We start from the raw sequence: 16,945 nt of genomic DNA, 5'->3' as shown, positions 1-16,945 counted from the left end.
GATATCAGTTTTTTATGTCTTATTAAATTTTAAATAACAACAACAACAACAGCGTAGCTGATATTAAGTTTTATCACTACGCTGTTTTTACGTTTCCGCTCTTGTGTAGCATACGATTACAATGTAATCAAAGAGATTGAGGTTATGTGAGGATGAAAGTCCAAAAAGGTATCCTCCCAAACTCCAACCGTCCGGTTTGGATAGTGCTGGATGACGATTATTTACCGGTTTCGCCAATCCAAAAGTACTTACATTACCTTGACAGCGTCGGGCGGAGTCCAAACACGATTCAGACCTATGCTTACAACCTGAAACTATTTTGGGAATTTTTGCGAGATTCAAAGCTAGATTGGCAAGAAATTAGCTTGTCACAGCTATCAAACTTTATCCACTGGCTGAGAAACCCGTCGAAGAGCGTTTTATCTACTCAGCCTATTGTTTCCAAACGCTGCGAAAAAACTATCAATCACTGCCTAACAACTGTTTGTGGGTTCTATGAGTTCCAAGAGCGTATAGGAGCAACAGAGGGGGTAGATGCTTATCGCTATCAATTACAGCCAGGGCGTAAATATAAGCCTTTTTTACACCACCTTAGCAAAGGTAAAGAGGTTAAGACGCGACTATTAAAGATAAAAGAACCAAAGACATTCCCTGGATGCTTAACACCTAAACAAGTTAACACCTTGGTTGAAGCTTGTAACACATTACGCGACAAGTTTTTAATTAGGTTGCTATATGAAACAGGTCTACGAATAGGTGAGGTACTAGGACTAAGACATGAAGATATGGTAACAGGGAAAACGTCGGAGATTCATGTTGTACCAAGATTAGATAATTTTAACCTAGTTAGAGCCAAGGCTGGAGTAGAGCGAACAGTTCATGTTAGCAAAGAATTAATGCAATGGTACTCAGCCTACCTCTGTGATGAGTACCCAGAAGAAATTGATTGTGACTTTATCTTTGTAGTTATCAAAGCTCCTGCTCAAGGAGAAATTGGTACACCTTTGGGATACAAAACTGTTGATAGTTTGTTTAGAAGGTTATCTCAAAAAATAGGAATTAAGGTAAACCCTCATTTATTAAGGCATACTCATGCAACAGAATTAATTCGTGCAGGATGGGATATGTCTTATGTACAAAAGCGATTAGGTCACTCTGATATTCAGACAACGGTTAACACCTATATTCATCTTGATGATCAAGACATGATTGAAGAGTACAAAAAATATTTAGCACAACAGGAGTCATCAAAATGAAAATAGAAGAGATAGCCAAAGACCTAATATATCCTTCTCTAGAAATGCAAGTATTAGAGCAGACTAAACCTACTGTAGAGAACAGACCTAAAGAAACATTTGGAGCAAAAAGACCACATATTCTTATCGCTCCTAAAGAATTTGAGTTTGACCATGATGTTTGGACAACTGAGCATTTAGGTTATGAAAAAGGAATTCATGCCCATAATAAAATTAATTTCTCCTATATACAACAACCTTGGCTTAAATATTACTTTAAAAAGTTTATTCTCTATTTGTCTAATACCAGACTTGCTTTTTCTACTTTAATCGTAAAAGTAGCTTACATAAACGTTTTTTCAGATTTTTTGACAGCAATAAGTTATAGTCAAGAATTTCCCGGTATTAGCAGAGAATTAATAATAAATTACTTGTCCTATTTGAGAGGAAATAATTATTCATATTTCCATCATATACATTGTATATCTATACTCAAAACATTCTTTGAGACAGGGGTTGTTAACAACTGGTTTCAAGTCGAACCTGCTCTGATTAGACTTGAAGACTGGCCAAAAGAGTCAAAAAGACTTCCTCGATTCATCCCAGAAGGGGTTATGACGCAGCTTAATCAACATTTAGAGTATTTACCTAAGTCTGTAATGAGAATGGTTCTAGTTGATATAGAATGCGGTTTTAGGATAGGGGAATTAACAAGACTAAAGTTTGATTGTTTAAAGTCTAATGGAAAAGGAGGATGGTATATTCAATATCAAATGTATAAGATGAATAAGGAACATACCAAGCCTATTAGTAATGAGTTAGCTAAAGTCATACAAGAACAACAGGCTTATATAAAAGAAGAATTAGGAAATGGGTTTACTTACTTATTTTGTGGAAGGGCAACAGGGAAAAGTGATGACTTTATACCAGAGCCTAAACTCATGACAAGTACTTCCTTTATTAACTATATTAAGAGATTAGCTCAAAAGTTTAATGTCAAGGATAGTTCGGGTAAAATTTGGAATTTTCAATCTCATCAATTCCGGCATACGGTTGGTACTCGTATGATTAATGCTGGTGTTCCTCAGCATATTATCCAGCGTTTTTTAGGGCATGAATCGCCAGAAATGACGATGGTATATGCTCATATTTTTGATGAAACTCTCAGCAAAGAGGTTGAGAAATACCATAAATCAAGGGTAGTTAATTTCAAGGGAGAAACTGCTAAACTAGAGGAAACGATACTGTCTAGCAATGATGACCTGGAATGGTTCAAGAAGAACGTACAAGCCAGAGCTTTAGAACATGGCTATTGCGCTAGACCCAAGATACTAGGTAATTGTGATATTCCTGGTTTCGATGGTTGCTACAACTGCCCACACTGGAGAACAAATAAAAACTTTCTACCTATTTTAAAATCCACTTTAGAGCGCACTAACAACGTTTTAAAAAAGCTCACAGTTGTGGTTGGGAGTTACAAGTCCATAAGAACACGCCTATTAAAGAGAATTTAGAGAAAGTCATAAAAACCTTGGAAGCAGACAATGAAATAGCATAATCGAGTTTTCTTACTCTGGTATAGAGCCAATACTAATAAAATAATCAGTTGCTTACTGTTTTGTACATAAGTTTGAGTATTTACATATTCCAAAACCGAGACTAAGTAAGTCGGTGCTAATATTTCCAGCTATGTTAAAGAATTTTAATGTAGGGTGTGTTGTCGCCAAGCGCCCCATCGTCAACAATCTCAGGTGCGTTGCTATAAGGCATAACACACCCTACAGCTAATTTATATTTCTTCATATACATTGAATTTTTTTCACCGACTTACTTAGAAAGGAGTGAATTCTCTAAAGCTAATTAAAGTTTTTGAGGTGGATAATGACAAACAGAAAGATTGAAGCATTACAAGACGCAGCAGCACAGAAGGCTAAAAAATCAGCAGAGCGAGTAGAAAAAGCACTTGAGAGGATGATAAAACAAGGTCAAATAATTAGTTTTAAATCCGTAGCTCAATCTGCTAATGTCTCGACTGCTTACTTGTATAAACAGGAAGATTTGAGAAATAGAATTGAAACTCTGCGTGACCAGCAAAAGCAAAAACCTAAATCTAAACAACCTCCAATAGCATCAGATAATTCCAAATCAGTAGTGATTTCCACGTTCAGGGAAGAGAACAAGAAGTTACGAGCAGAAATAGATGGGCTACGCAGAATTAATGAAGGGTTAGCTGGTAGGGTTTATCATCTACAAGGTGCTGATGATTTAGCCCAAAGGCTTAAGGCTGAAAATGCAGAGTTAAAACAACAATTCCAGGAATGCCGTCAACAAGTACAGCAATTTACAGCAGTACCCGTAGAGAATTCTAAAGTAGCGTTACTAGAAAAGAAAAGGGCAGGACGTTCAAATATTAGTGACCAAGTTAAACAACAACTTGAGTTTTTAGGTATTCAATCTAATTCAACTTTAACTAAAACAATTAAAGCATTCTCAGAAGAAACTGTTTTAGATGCAATAGAGGCGTTAAAAGAAGCGATTTCTGATGGTGGTGTTGATAAGCCAGGAGGTTGGCTAAAAACTGCTATTGAACAAGGTTGGAAACCCAACGGTAAAATACAAATCAAATCAGAGCTAGACTTATTTACTGAATGGTATCCAAAAGCCAAGCTGCATAAATTGGTTCAAGCTAGTCAAACTACTAAAGACGGCATCATGATCTACTCTAACGATGAAAAGTGGATACCTTTTTCAGAGATGTTATCCCAGTATCCACTTGAAACGTTGTAGAAAACGTAAACAACGTAAAAGTTTCTATATATAAACGTTGTAGACGTTATAAACGACATAAAGGATTGCTATCAAAATTACCTGTCAACGCCAAAATCAACCCTACTATTAAGGTAGGGATTTAGATTAGGTCAGCTAAAGAAATTTTAATAGTACTATAGTACTATTGAGGATGATCTAAACTAGCTATTAATGTGGACTGCTGTAATACCAAGGGTAATCAATATAATCCAGCGCAATCCTGCCTTGGAGGTAATAAAAGCGTTGTCTTGCCCTACCTTCTAAAATTACTATGGATGACAAGGTTGAGTACAAAGATTAGGCGGTTTGTGCGAAATTTACAGATCAATCTGCTGTACACACTCAAAACAGTAGAGGAAAAAGACTATAAGGGCGAAGTTGAAATAAATTATTCTTTATATAGACGATGGAAGCTAAGAAATGAAAATCAAAAAAGTATCGCATTTGCTTTTACAAGTATTGAAAATGTAAGCGGACAAACAAGCTTATGGGTGCATGAATTACAGGTTATCTTTGACCAAGATAAAGCTAAGGGTTTGGGTTCATATTTGCTTCGTAAAATTCTTAAAAATGGTGAAAAATTAAATTTACCAGTATCTCTTTTTGCAGATCCAGGTGGCGCGGGCGGTGTTTGGTTAAACCAAGAAGAATTAACAAATTGGTACGCAAAGTATGGATTTGTAAGGGAAGGTGGAGCGATGGTTAAAAGACCTAAATTGTTTGAATAATGGTCAGAATATTCAGATGTACCACCCAACCAACGTTTTTTTGATTATTACTAAGTTTTATGAAACATAAATGTTATTATTGTAATGAAATTGCAACTACTAAAGAACACACTCCACCTAAGTGTTTTTTCCCGAAAAAGAAAGATTTACCTTCTGGTAGCCCTGATTATCGAAAAAATTTAATTACAGTTCCATCCTGTGAAAAACATAATACTGGGCGTTCCAAAGATGATGAATATACAGCCGTGTCAATTATTCTGCACGCTGACAACAGCGATTTAGCTTTTTCTTTGCTGATGTCTAAGTGGATAGACGTTTTAGCAAGGCAAAATGCATCACTAGGAAAGTTAATTTTTTCTAGGTCTACACCAGTGGTAGTGCCTTATATGCATGGAGACTTGTTAATTCCAGGCAAAACTTTAGCTATTGCTTATGAACGAGAACGCATTGATAAAGTGATTAAATCTATTGCTTATGCTCTTTATTATTACGAATCAAACTATAAAGATAAGTGGCAGGGAGAGTGCATTATTAAAAGTCCAAAGTTCTTAATGCCTGATTTATCTTTAAACCCAGAGCATGATTATTTAGTTCGTGCTAGTCAAGCATTTAATGAATTAGGGCTAGAAAATAAAGGAGGACATCCTGATATTTTTTACTATCAAATACATAAATTTAAAGATAAAGGGTGGGCGATAAAAATGGTTTTTTATCAAAGTATTATATTTTTGGCATTACCTGACTCTCCAGCATCTAATTACTAAAGAAAAATACTTGTTAATCTGAGGGGGAGACATGAAAACTATTGATTTGTTAGAAGACTTAAAAGATGAGTTGGATGAAAGTTCTGTTTTGAGTACCAATGACATTGATGATTATGTTATCGGCTCTCTTTCTCTGTTAAAATCTTTAAAGAAAGATTTATTTAATGATATTCAAATAATTAAGAATCAGTTGTCTTTATTTATTAATTTGGAATGACATATTATGGAATGCGAACAGACAGGGATAGTTATTCGGCTAGACAGGCCAAACAAAAAAGCTTATCTGGCTTTAGCATCTCATGGATGCTATTACGAGGCTTATGGCTATGAAGATTTACTAGGGCAAGAAATTGTAGCGAGTATTCATATCTACGAAGCTCCCTTGCTGCTCCCCCTAGAAGATGGCTGCGCTGATATTCATGGCGTTGTCACTAAAGTGCTGCTAAAAATTTAAGCGATTGCAGGTATAATCGGCTCTGGCTACCCTTTAGCACTGATATCAAAATTCAGATCATCTTTATTAACAAAGGATATATTTCTTTAGCGAACGCAGAGAAGCTTATCTCGATGAGGATAAGGACGCGGTATTATTTCCCCTTCATCCCACCACGAGCAGACAGTGGCTTAAACTTTGGGGATTACGCTGGGTTTAGTTGGCAGTGGACTAGGGTGTTGACTGCGAGATTATTACGGAACCGACAACGGATTAGTAAAGGAAGTTGGCTACTGGAACAAAGACGGTAAGCACTCAACCAAGCTAATTATTACTCAGGCTGGAATAGAGTTTTACTGCCAGCAGTGGCACAATATCGCGCTCAATACCTGATGTGAATGCGCCCAAACCTGACTGATGCTATTGAACTACTGTCTGACCTCATTCAAGTAATATTTATCGATCTGTTCCCTCATGGAGGCTAGAGCCGATTGAATATCTGAGAATGGTAGGCTTTCTTGTAGCACCATTTCTGACTGCACGGGTACATATAATTCAGCCAAGTAGCAGCCAAGGCGTAGATCAAACCACACGTCAATAATGCAGCCTTTATACCAACCTTGCGAATAGTATTTATCGATCTGTTCCTTCATATAAGCTACAGGCGATTGAATATCTGAGAAGGCTTGCCTTTGTTGCATCAACATTCTGTTGCGTACTGGGGCATATAATTCAGCCAAGTAGCAGCCACGCCTATCATCACGCCACACATCAATAATGCAGCCTTTATATTTTTCCGAATGCTTTAAATCCTTAGACAGTAGATCAATCATGATTATCACTCATTTTGTTAGACGTTACCAAGAAGACACTGTGTTCATACTCTATACCAATTAACCGCTTTATTTCTTTAGGATTCTCCTCAATGTAATTCGGTATGTCACTCATGTTTGGGTGTCAGAAAACTTATTATTATGTTCTTTTACCACAAAATATACTATTTTGGAGATGTCTAATGTGTTACACAACTTGAAGTTCCATTGAAGTAAAACTTAGCACAAAAGTATAGAGGAAAATATGAGCGATCGCTTAATGGAAAAACTGTTTAATGAGGCAGTCAGCCCAATCTTCTCTTCAAACAACTTAACTAAATATTCAGCGCTCAAACAAAGAGAAGACGAATTCAAAGTATTATTTAATATTGAACTAGTAGAATACGTTGACTCGAAGAGAGGATTTAACTTATCTCTATTTATCCGCGACTTTTTGAGCGAAGCTAAATTGCCATATAATAGTGCTGTTAAGCAAAAATATGGAGAGCGAGCGGCGAATTTGATTGGGGAATTAATTTGTATTTGAAAGGCAGATTTTTTCTCAATCAAACTAAAGCATCAATAAGGATTTTAATTGATTTTTACTGGCTGAACTATTGCAGAAATCTAAATAAAACCTAATTAAAATGCTGCTTTAAAAGTGGGTAAATTTTTGCAGCAATAGATTCAAATTTATCCCCATCTGGATAGGGTCTGGCAATCTCATCCCCATCTTCATTCAGCCAAAAATGCTGATTTTGAGAATAATATAAGGATAATATTGCTCCACGCCACCACCCTCCAAGAATTAGTTCATCTTTAAAGTAATTAAGAGAAAAATCTACTCTCGTATTTCGGTATAAATTGCTATTAGGATTTGGATCAGGGCGATTTTTGGGATTAAATTGTTCAGTAAAATATCCTTGAAATTCTATGGTAATAAAATCCTCAGATATTTTAACAATCAGCTTGTATCTAGTATGTGCATAGGCTTGCGCTGCAATCGCGCAAACAGCTAACTCCAATTCTAATGATAAGTTTGATAAATTCATAGCTCTTTTTTGCTGTCAACTCACGACCACATTAGGGACACCTTAACTGAGTTTTCCCATGCTTAACATCTTCAATTGAGACTAAGGTTTTGTCTTGAGCAACGCCATACCTGAGCCATATTTGCAACATATACTTTATTTGATACACCAGTTTTATGGGCTTTACTTCCATTTAAAAATATCTTTACTGTATCAAATAAAAGCTACTCTATAATCAATAATTATTAAAAAAAATTATTATTGCGGTTTCAAAGGTAATAGGACTTACGCATTGACAGAAGCAATTAAATATGGGTATGTATTTTCAGGCATTTTAGTTTGATTTTTTCACCATTAGCCAGCGATCACTAGCGATCTAAAGCTAGTAACCAATAGCCTGAAACAAAGGTTTTTCTTGGACACACATGATAGTCATTTTGTACAGTGCGTAAGTACTAGGTAATTGTAAATTTATAAAAGTGCCTATGCTATTTGGCACATTTAAATAATCTCCTTTACCACTTTAGTTCAACTCAATATTATGACTGCTAATATGGTTTCCATTGTGTGATAACTCATGTTTTTTGTGAAGTAATTGTTCCCTCTCTAAAATCATCGCTTCTAGCTCCCTGGCACGTTCTTCTGAAAGTGGAAATATCTCCTCACCCGTCTGGAGATTGCCTCTACAAATTGTCCGTTTAGCTTCATTCCGCACAATAAAATCACCACTGGGTTGCACATAAGCAGTCCAATGACTACCAATGTTAAACTGCTCAATTTCATTACTTGCAGATTGATTGGCTTGTCGCTGTTCGTAGGTAGTAGCGATCGCTCCTACCAAATTATCAAACATTTCTTTACGCCAGAGTTCACGGTGAATGGCTCGGAATTGTCCAGCAGTATCTAACTTTGGTTCTGATTCCGGTAATGAAACTTCTGGCAGACTGATTGACTCAGAATTAACCTTGAGGATAATACTAGAGCCATCTGGTTGCAAAGTAGCTGCGAATGTAGCACCAATCGGCAGTTTCGGACTGTCAGGAGCAAAAGTGCCTAAATTCTTGCCATCAATCTGTAATATCGGTGTACCGTTGTAACGATAATGCTCTGGGTGTGATTCAGGTAACTCAAAAACTCCCACTTCCAAAGTAACACTGCGCTTTTTCCATTGCTTACTAGCAAAGTTTTCATTAGCAAAGTGATTGTATTTAATACCCAACACTTTAATTTCATCAAACTGAAAATCCTGAAGCTGCTGACATACTTCCTCTGTAAACAGGTTATATGCCAAAGCACCAACACCTGAATCCTGACGTGATGTTGCCCAACTATGATCTGCGGGAGGAATAATTCTTAAATCCTTGGGGATATTAAGTTCATCTAAATCGTTAATGTTTTCACCAAATTTAGCAGCTAATTTATCAACTACTTTGGGGGATAAGTCTTTCAAAGCAAATTCAATCAGAGGTAATTGAGGATGAATAGTGGCATCAAATTTAATTCCCTTTTGTTCTAAAGACTCTTTCCATTTAATAGCACCTGCACCGAAAGGAACACTCAAAACATAAATATCCTGTGGTAATGCAACGCTGGGCAGTTCATAATCGTGCTGAAACGAAAACGTAATTTCCATCTGTTCTGCCAGCTTTAAACAGTCTTTGCGATGCCGATCTAGTTCTGGACGGGTGTGTTGTGTGTGCCACAGTGCCGCCGCGCCTTCTCTGGGAGACGCTACGCATTGATTGAGCCTGTCCGCAGGATTTACAAACCTCTCTTCTGGACTGGGGAATAATTCATCAATTTCCGCCCGATAGCTTTCGTATAGCTTTCCTAGTTCCTCATTAAAGGCTTCCCTATCATCTCCCACCCGTTCCTTAATTTCGTCTCTAGCTTGCTGAAACCTTGTTTTCAGTTCCTCCGCCCATTCCAAGGCATCTACAGATAGCGTCTCTTTGGGAAACAGGTAGCGAAACTCGTGTCTATCTCTGCTGCGAATGCGTGTTGGTTCCCATACAGGATTGACAACAACTCTTGCAATGACGTTGATTGAGCCGGGAGCATCCGCAGGCATGGCAAAGGAGCGATAAAGCCGTTCATCTTTCTTAAAGTCAAAAAGTAACTGGGGTGAGACTCTGACCATTTTTTGGCATCTGCGAGTAAATTTTCTCCACCTATTTCCTTGATATCTTCCAATCTTTCTGCACTTTTGGGCGAATCTACCTCAACCTGAAGTGCCTGAAATAGGCGGTTTAGTAGCTTCCTTTGTCGTCTGACAAATCGCTCTACATTCTCACCATCTTGGGGCATTGATGACTGTACACGCCCAATGTTTGTTGCTACCAGCCCTACTTTATTTTGACTGCTAGCAGCAGCAATCTCTGCTAAATTTTTGTATTTTAAGTTGCCTTCTTCATCTGTAATTTCCGTATACGCCAGCTTAGGGCGTTGTTTAACTGGCTCAAATCGTCCCGGTTCACCTGCGCGGAGAGTTTCTTGAGCAATATTAGGCAGTTTACTAGCAGGGCTGACCATTAATTGGTCGCCATCAAAATCGGCTTGGTGATATTCCTCGGCATCCTTGGGGTGAATCCAAACTACGTTGCGAGTTTTCTTCAATTCTGGGTCGTGGATGTTACTGTAGAGACGGATGTTGTCTGAGTTGACAATGGGGTAACGGGTGAGAATGACATCTCCTTCTGGGAGATGGGGTACACAGATTGTGCCACGAGTTAGGCGATCGCATGGCATTGCCATACCCGAATTATGGTTGTATCCACCCTTAATTGCTAGGTCACGCCATTGATTTGCTATGTAATCGGTAGCAAACTTGCAGAATTTGGGGGTTTCAATCAATTGACCATATTTATCGTTGCGGAGTAGGGAAATCCAGCGAGATTCCTGTGCTTTATTGTTAGCATTACCCTCAATTTCGTCAAAAGCTTCTTCAGATTGCTCTTGCTGCGATCGCTGTTGTTTATCATATTGTTGGATGATGTATTTTGCCAACACCAAGGGATTGCGCTGCAACTGGGCCAGTTCTCTAGCTTTTTCTTCGGTGGGTTTGCTCAAATCTTGTTTGACTGCTTCTTCTGAGTACCAAATGGTAAACTGCCAACTATTATCGTAGCTGGTGGCTTTGGCGTTACCTCGATTACCGATTACCGCTTGGGGAAACTCATAGTCACCACAGGGAATTAAGTTTTTGAGTTCTGACTTTTTAATGCCTTTAATTGAGGAACGATCCATAATAATGTCGTAGCTTTCGGCATCGGTTAAAGTCGCATCAGGTAGGAAAGTACCTTTGGACAAGAAGCTGGTTTTTGGGCACTGGGAATTATCTGGTTCAGCCCAATTACTCCTCCAGGCGAACCGAAATTGGAATGGACAATTGGGTTCTCCTCCCAATTGTTTGGCAAGTTGGGGCGAAATCTTGCCGTGACAGTCTCCTGTTTTATAATGAGCATACTGTGGATCTTCAAAGTCCACAATTTTGACTCGCAGCCCTGTAAAAGTTTCTGAGCCTTTATAGCAATTGCTAACTAATAAAGAACCATAGCGACAAGCAGTATCGGGTTCTGTAGCGAATAAGCGTCTAATTTTTTTATGTAGTGAATCATCAGCAAAGTAATAAGTATTGCCAGAACTGAAAGCTAACTTGCGTCGGATTCCATCACTAAAGGTTCTTTGTCTTAAATGGTTCGCATCTGGATTTTTACTGTCAATTTTAACCAGTAGTAGAGATTGTAAATCTTCTGCTTCAAACATCTGTTCGAGCAGAGAATTTTTAATGATTTCTGGTTCAGATAAATATCTCCCCTTACCATTGTTATACGACCCATCAAAGATAGGTATACTCAGACCAGAACCTTCTAAGACTCTAGTGGTTAAATCCATTACCAATAATTTATTAGACAGCTTATCTAGCAAGCAATGAGACTGTTCTATTCACCTTGGCACGGAATCACCCCAGATAAAATCATCCAAGTGGATAATTTACTGATTTCATCGCAAACGGTATTTTATACGGTATTAGCTCTGCTAGATAGCCGTCAATAAATAATAGTTGACAATATAGACACAATCTGAATTCAAAGCGATCGCTGTTTCAGTCACCCAACTAACTTGCTTGTATTTTGTCCAATTCTCTAAAAAATTGATCTACTACAAAAGCTGTATTTCGTCAAGCACGAATACTTGACTGACTCTCTAGCAGGCTTCCGAGAAAGTTAAATACCTGAACAGCACCTTTAATCGTATTATCCTTTTTCCACTGTATTGCTCAAGTTACACCATTTTGAAGCTCCCACTAGATTTTATGAATAAAAGAATTCAACGACTAGAAGATGGTTTATTAGTAATGCTTTATGACGATGACCCAGATTCGCCAGGAGATGAGTTGATCACTCCTTCTGATGATATATCACAAGATGAGCATTACCCCGAATATGCTCATCTCAAACCTGGTGAAAGCATAATAATTAAGAAAATTCCTATCAAACCTACATCAGGTTATTATTATCCAAGTGGATATGAAGATTTAGATGAATTTCTCAATAGCGATCCTGGGGCAATTGATCGACTAGGTAATGTAAGTTCAACTACTCGTGGTTGGCGTCCACCTGAACCAGATGAATCTTGGTAAAACTTCACTTCAGAGGCACGCATTAATAAGTTACTTTTTTGAATAGCTGAAAGTTTTGATTATCAGTTTTTTGATAAACTAAGTAAGTTATTTCAGTACAAATCCTACCTGAGTTCGATTTCCCAAATTTTTTATGCTGATAACATTTTTGAATAAGCTGTTTGCACAGGCAAATAAACTTTGAAGATACTGCCTTTCCCAACAGTCGATGAAACAGAAATATTTCCCTGATGGGCTTCAACAATTTGACGGGACAAATATAACCCACATTCCGCACCCACAACTGTGACACCCCAAGGAAACGGATGTATTTAGTACATAGGAACTAATTAGTGGGAGAATTGACTAGAATTTATTGGCTCTAAATAGGAATTATTACTATTAACTTAGATATATAGTCAAAAAACTTGGACTTTGTACAAAATTTTGGTTCTTAGGTTATTTTGATGGAAAACTTGGTTCAAAATCATTGACTATAAAAAGACAAAAAACCGGTTTGAATCAACAGAAAAATGAGAAAATTTCAACAGATACTTTGATGGAGTTTCTGTTGCCATGTTTAGTACCAAAGACCTTGAATTGAAGAAGATTGACCATTTAGGGATAGTAGCAGGAATAGTAGATTCAATTGGGATTGTAGAAATAATTAATAATTTACTAGGGTCAGAGCCAGGAGAAAAAGTTAGTGCAGGTCAGGTAGTAAAGGCGATGATTTTAAACGGCTTAAGTATGATGTCACAGCCGTTATATATGTTTCCAAAATTCTTTGAATTAATTGCTTGTGAACATTTAATTGGTGTAGGAGTAAAAGCAGAATATCTCAATGATGATAAATTGGGGAGAGTATTAGATAAATTATTTATAAAAGGACTAGATACAGTATTTTTAGCCGTCAGTTTAAATGCAGTAGAAATATATCAGATATCACTCTCATCATCACACTTGGATTCAACATCATTTCATGTAGATGGAGAATATGAAAATAGTTTACCATCAGTGATATTTGAAAATCAAAAAGAATCAGGTTCATTAGAAAAAGAAAATAAAGAGAGTCAATCACCTCAAGCGATAAAGCTGACCTACGGTTATTCAAGAGATCATCGTCCAGATTTAAAACAATTTATTACACAATTAGTATGTTCAGGAGATGGAGATATACCAATATATATAAAAGCAGTATCAGGGAATGAAGTTGATTCTAAAAAGTTTGGAGAAATAGCAGTTGAATATCAGAAAAGAATACAAGTTGATAGTTTAATAGTAGCAGATAGCGCATTATATACAGAATCAAATATCAAGTTAATGTCGAGTCTCAAATGGTTAACCAGAGTACCCTTGACGATAAAATCAGCAAAAAACTTAGTGATGAGTTTAGCAGAATCGGAATTTGTTAAAAGTGAAAAAGTAGGATATTCTTATGCCGAAAAGAAAATAACTTATGGAGATATAGAACAAAGATGGTTAATCGTACAAAGCCAAGATAGAAAAAAATCTGACTTAAAGAAATTATCAAAGAAAATAGAAAAAGCTTTGACTAATACTCAAACTAAGTTAAAAAACCTATCGCAAGAAAAATTTGCTTGTGCTGCTGATGCTAGAAAGGAATTAACCAAAATAAGTAAAGAATTTAAATATCATCAAGTAGAAAATATCGAAGTTATCGAAAAAGATCCTAACGTCAAAGAAGAAAATCAATCAAAATACTATCAAATCTTAGCAACTGTTAGTGAAAATAAAGATGTTATTGACCAAGAAATATTAAGTGCAGGAAGGTTTATAATTGCGACAAATGTTTTGTCAGAAACTGAACTGAGTAGTGAGAAAATGCTGTCCGAATATAAAGCACAACAATCATGTGAGAGAGGATTTAGTTTTCTCAAAAATCCTTTATTTTTAGCAGATAGTATTTTTCTGAAAAGCCCAGAAAGAATAGAAGCATTGGCAATGATAATGGGGTTATGTCTGCTAGTCTATACTCTAGCACAAAGAGAAATTAGAGCAGCTTTAAAATCCTTAAACTATACTGTAAAAAATCAATTGGGCAAAGCCATCAACAATCCAACTATGCGGTGGATATTTCAATGTTTTCAATCAGTTCATCTTGTTACTTTTCAACAAAAAACAGACTTTTATAATTTGACATCTGAGATGAAGTACATTCTCTTATTCCTCCCCGAAGCTTGCCGTAATTACTACAGATATATAAGTTGATTTATCAATATTATTAATACTTTAATCATATCATTTGACTCATTAATAAAATTAATGAGCTTAATTTCTAATGCTGTTTTTAAGTTTATTTCTGGAGAAATATAAGTTATGATAAAGTCTTAATCGTTGAAACATAAAATTATATTATTTATTGTTCTAGAAACCACCCTCATTATTTATTGCTTCTTATTGAGAATACATCTGAATCAACTTTCCTATCTAAAATTTGTTTTTTTATAGATAAATGTATTTTTTTATTCTTTTTTCATGAATTTACCTCCGTAATAACCGATAGTGACACTGGGGGTGCGGAATGTGGGATATAATCCTAAACCGTTCCCCCGACGTTGATGCTTGCCCTGTCGAAAGCGATCAAATAAAAGTAATTGTTCTTCTGGATTCATGCCAATACCTGTATCCTCTACTTCAATCGTTACCCCTTGAACAGTGGAATTGAGGCGAACTTCTACTGACCCAGCATCACTGAAGCGAATGGCGTTACCAACTAAGTTAGTGAGAAGTCGGCGTAGTTCCAGGCGATCGCCTCTAACCCTAACTAAAGAAGCTTCAGTACCCTTTGTCAAGACAGCTTTGAGAGTTAACTGTTTAACATCAGCCAAAGGCATTAGTTCTTGCACTACTTGCTGACATAATTCCCACAGGTCAACCACAAAGAAATCCAAAGTTTTGCCTCCAGCTTCATACTGGTAAACTTCTAACAAGGTATCGACCATTGACAACAAAGTTTGGTTACTCTGAGCCATTTGTTCTAAAGATTCACGCATTGCTGATAAGGTATTGCCAAAAACACCTCTTTGCAGCAACTTCAGGAATTGGTCAGCAGCTATTAACGGAGTTCGCAGGTCGTGAGTGAGGCGGGTCACAAAATCTTCCCGTCGCTGAATGAAGAACAGTTGTTGGTCCATACTGTGTTTCAGTCTCAGCAAAGCCCGCACCCTAGCCAGTAATTCCTTCTTATCTACCGGCTTGCGAATAAATTCATCTGCACCTGCATCTAAACCTTTGACGACACTTGATTTTTCAGAACCTGTCACCAGCAAAATTGGGATAAAAGGTAAGTTTGAGTTGTGCTTAATTTGCCGGGTAACTTCGTAGCCATCCATATCCGGCATCACCACATCTAGGAGTACCAAATCGGGAGGAGATTCGGCAATTTGTACTAATGCTTCAGCACCACTGTCGGCGATGGTGACGTTGTATCCCTTCAGCTTCAAAGTGATTTGCAGCAAGCGGAGGCTGTCAGCTGAGTCATCCACCAGCAGAATTCTTTTGTTTCTTTCTTCTGAAGTTATATTCCAAGATAAAGTGTTCATAAAATGCCTTTGATAAACTTAATTCCTTTTGAGTACAGAAAAAGAGTAATAAAGCTAAATTTCGTTGTCAAAAGTGTATTTTCAAGCGCCATGCTAACCACTACGCGGCGATGAACATTCATCAGATTTTTCTAAAACTCAGGGCATTGGTCAACATAATTATTAATTCCTAATACTCGCCTCCTGTGAGAAGTAAGCTACGTAATTGGTAATTAAGAAACTGGTTATAGTCTCCCATCTCTACAGGTCACAACTTTATGATTGAGGGCTATTGTTATAGCGTTTCCTAAGCAACTGAGGTACACCTAAATCTTTCCTAGCAAAATAAGCAGCTTTAAAAACGTACCTCACCAGATCGGGAACCGCTATAATCTGGCTATGTTATGTATAAGAGCCAGGGTTCTCGCTTAGAAATAAGTTACATCCTCCTCTAGGTGTGATGTGGACACAAGTCAGAATAAACTGTATTGGTTTCAGTTTAACTTCAGTGCTTTTATATTTTTTTATACTTTGGGAAGATTTTTTCAGAGAATTTTCAGATTAAACCATGTCCATTTTGAACACTGGAGCTTTTTCAACAGCTAGTTGAGATATGTAGCCCTTGGTATATGAACTTTTCAGCCAATACTGTAAAAACTACTGGTTTCAACCTGGATGAAGTTTAATAACATTCAGTAGATCGAAAACTTTTGCCAGTTGACGAAATAATGGGGGTTTCAGCCGTCGGTTTTGGGACTGGCAATCATAACCAGTTGCGATCGCCAAAAAGTCCACCCAGAACAAAAGTTCTTGAAACGTAGATTACAAGCTGATTTCGGCTCCTGGCATTCCCAAGCGGAAATCAAGGACTGGCAAGGCTTCTGGAAAACTTTTTGGTCTACTGACATTGAAATGCCGCTTTGCATCTCAATAGCCACATTTTGGCTGAATAGCTAAAATTTTTCGTC

The 16,945-nt window shown here is 37.2% G+C and carries 16 protein-coding genes and 1 pseudogene; 12 read left to right on the top strand and 5 right to left on the bottom strand.

The window, feature by feature from the left end; genetic code table 11:
* The first annotated feature begins 152 nt into the window (after positions 1–152).
* From ANSO36C_RS32935 to ANSO36C_RS32905, 7 genes are all read left to right on the top strand, one after another.
* The gene (locus ANSO36C_RS32935; RefSeq protein WP_251960815.1) at positions 153–1,256 is read left to right on the top strand and encodes a tyrosine-type recombinase/integrase; all 1,104 of its coding nucleotides are present in this window, start codon (positions 153–155) and stop codon (positions 1,254–1,256) included.
* A complete protein-coding gene (locus tag ANSO36C_RS32930; protein WP_251960814.1) occupies positions 1,253–2,749 on the top strand; it encodes a tyrosine-type recombinase/integrase in 1,497 nt (498 codons plus the stop codon). Before ANSO36C_RS32935 ends, ANSO36C_RS32930 begins: the two co-directional genes overlap by 4 nt.
* A gap of 367 nt (positions 2,750–3,116) precedes the next feature.
* A complete protein-coding gene (locus ANSO36C_RS32925) occupies positions 3,117–4,022 on the top strand; it encodes a DUF6262 family protein (RefSeq protein ID WP_251960813.1) in 906 nt (301 codons plus the stop codon).
* A 329-nt stretch (positions 4,023–4,351) separates the two neighbouring features.
* Positions 4,352–4,771: a GNAT family N-acetyltransferase gene (locus ANSO36C_RS32920; RefSeq protein WP_251960812.1), complete on the top strand. Its 420-nt coding sequence runs from the start codon at positions 4,352–4,354 to the stop codon at positions 4,769–4,771.
* A 59-nt stretch (positions 4,772–4,830) separates the two neighbouring features.
* Positions 4,831–5,535: a hypothetical protein gene (locus ANSO36C_RS32915; protein WP_251960811.1), complete on the top strand. Its 705-nt coding sequence runs from the start codon at positions 4,831–4,833 to the stop codon at positions 5,533–5,535.
* A gap of 31 nt (positions 5,536–5,566) precedes the next feature.
* Complete coding sequence (locus tag ANSO36C_RS32910; RefSeq protein ID WP_251960810.1) at positions 5,567–5,752, top strand: hypothetical protein; 186 nt, start codon at positions 5,567–5,569, stop codon at positions 5,750–5,752.
* Positions 5,753–5,758: 6 nt separating this feature from the next.
* Positions 5,759–5,989 carry a hypothetical protein gene (locus ANSO36C_RS32905; RefSeq protein WP_251960809.1) on the top strand — a complete coding sequence of 77 codons (231 nt, stop codon included), beginning with the start codon at positions 5,759–5,761 and terminating at the stop codon, positions 5,987–5,989.
* A 407-nt stretch (positions 5,990–6,396) separates the two neighbouring features.
* On the opposite strand, the gene ANSO36C_RS32900 is transcribed toward ANSO36C_RS32905, so the two are convergent.
* A complete protein-coding gene (locus tag ANSO36C_RS32900) occupies positions 6,397–6,801 on the bottom strand; it encodes a hypothetical protein (protein WP_251960808.1) in 405 nt (134 codons plus the stop codon).
* Between the two features lie 244 nt (positions 6,802–7,045).
* Between ANSO36C_RS32900 and ANSO36C_RS32895 the strand changes: the two genes are divergently transcribed.
* Positions 7,046–7,327: a hypothetical protein gene (locus ANSO36C_RS32895; protein ID WP_251960807.1), complete on the top strand. Its 282-nt coding sequence runs from the start codon at positions 7,046–7,048 to the stop codon at positions 7,325–7,327.
* A 91-nt stretch (positions 7,328–7,418) separates the two neighbouring features.
* Here ANSO36C_RS32895 and ANSO36C_RS32890 read toward each other — a convergent pair whose 3' ends face one another.
* Both ANSO36C_RS32890 and ANSO36C_RS32885 read right to left on the bottom strand, forming a co-directional pair.
* The gene (locus ANSO36C_RS32890) at positions 7,419–7,832 is read right to left on the bottom strand and encodes a hypothetical protein (protein ID WP_251960806.1); all 414 of its coding nucleotides are present in this window, start codon (positions 7,830–7,832) and stop codon (positions 7,419–7,421) included.
* A gap of 1,914 nt (positions 7,833–9,746) precedes the next feature.
* Positions 9,747–11,705, bottom strand: a complete 1,959-nt coding sequence (locus tag ANSO36C_RS32885) for a hypothetical protein (protein ID WP_251960805.1) — start codon at positions 11,703–11,705, stop codon at positions 9,747–9,749.
* 36 nt (positions 11,706–11,741) lie between these two features.
* Between ANSO36C_RS32885 and ANSO36C_RS34070 the strand changes: the two genes are divergently transcribed.
* On the top strand, positions 11,742–11,867 hold the full coding sequence (locus tag ANSO36C_RS34070) for a hypothetical protein (protein WP_267145384.1): 126 nt from the start codon (positions 11,742–11,744) through the stop codon (positions 11,865–11,867).
* A gap of 259 nt (positions 11,868–12,126) precedes the next feature.
* The gene (locus ANSO36C_RS32880) at positions 12,127–12,453 is read left to right on the top strand and encodes a hypothetical protein (RefSeq protein WP_251960804.1); all 327 of its coding nucleotides are present in this window, start codon (positions 12,127–12,129) and stop codon (positions 12,451–12,453) included.
* Positions 12,454–12,584: 131 nt separating this feature from the next.
* On the opposite strand, the pseudogene ANSO36C_RS34645 reads toward ANSO36C_RS32880, so the two are convergent.
* Positions 12,585–12,731 (bottom strand): annotated as a pseudogene (locus ANSO36C_RS34645) (ATP-binding protein); the annotation flags it as partial.
* A gap of 277 nt (positions 12,732–13,008) precedes the next feature.
* Here ANSO36C_RS34645 and ANSO36C_RS32875 point away from each other — a divergent pair.
* Positions 13,009–14,664, top strand: a complete 1,656-nt coding sequence (locus ANSO36C_RS32875) for an IS1634 family transposase (protein WP_251955401.1) — start codon at positions 13,009–13,011, stop codon at positions 14,662–14,664.
* A gap of 254 nt (positions 14,665–14,918) precedes the next feature.
* Here ANSO36C_RS32875 and ANSO36C_RS32870 read toward each other — a convergent pair whose 3' ends face one another.
* A complete protein-coding gene (locus ANSO36C_RS32870; RefSeq protein ID WP_251960803.1) occupies positions 14,919–15,998 on the bottom strand; it encodes a hybrid sensor histidine kinase/response regulator in 1,080 nt (359 codons plus the stop codon).
* Between the two features lie 729 nt (positions 15,999–16,727).
* Here ANSO36C_RS32870 and ANSO36C_RS32865 point away from each other — a divergent pair.
* On the top strand, positions 16,728–16,934 hold the full coding sequence (locus tag ANSO36C_RS32865; RefSeq protein WP_251960802.1) for a hypothetical protein: 207 nt from the start codon (positions 16,728–16,730) through the stop codon (positions 16,932–16,934).
* Positions 16,935–16,945 lie beyond the last annotated feature (11 nt).

The sequence above is a fragment of the Nostoc cf. commune SO-36 genome, from assembly GCF_023734775.1.
Taxonomy (GTDB): Bacteria; Cyanobacteriota; Cyanobacteriia; order Cyanobacteriales; family Nostocaceae; genus Nostoc; species Nostoc commune_A.
Note: the sequence above shows the minus strand (reverse complement) of the source record. Positions and strands in the feature narration are given on the sequence as shown.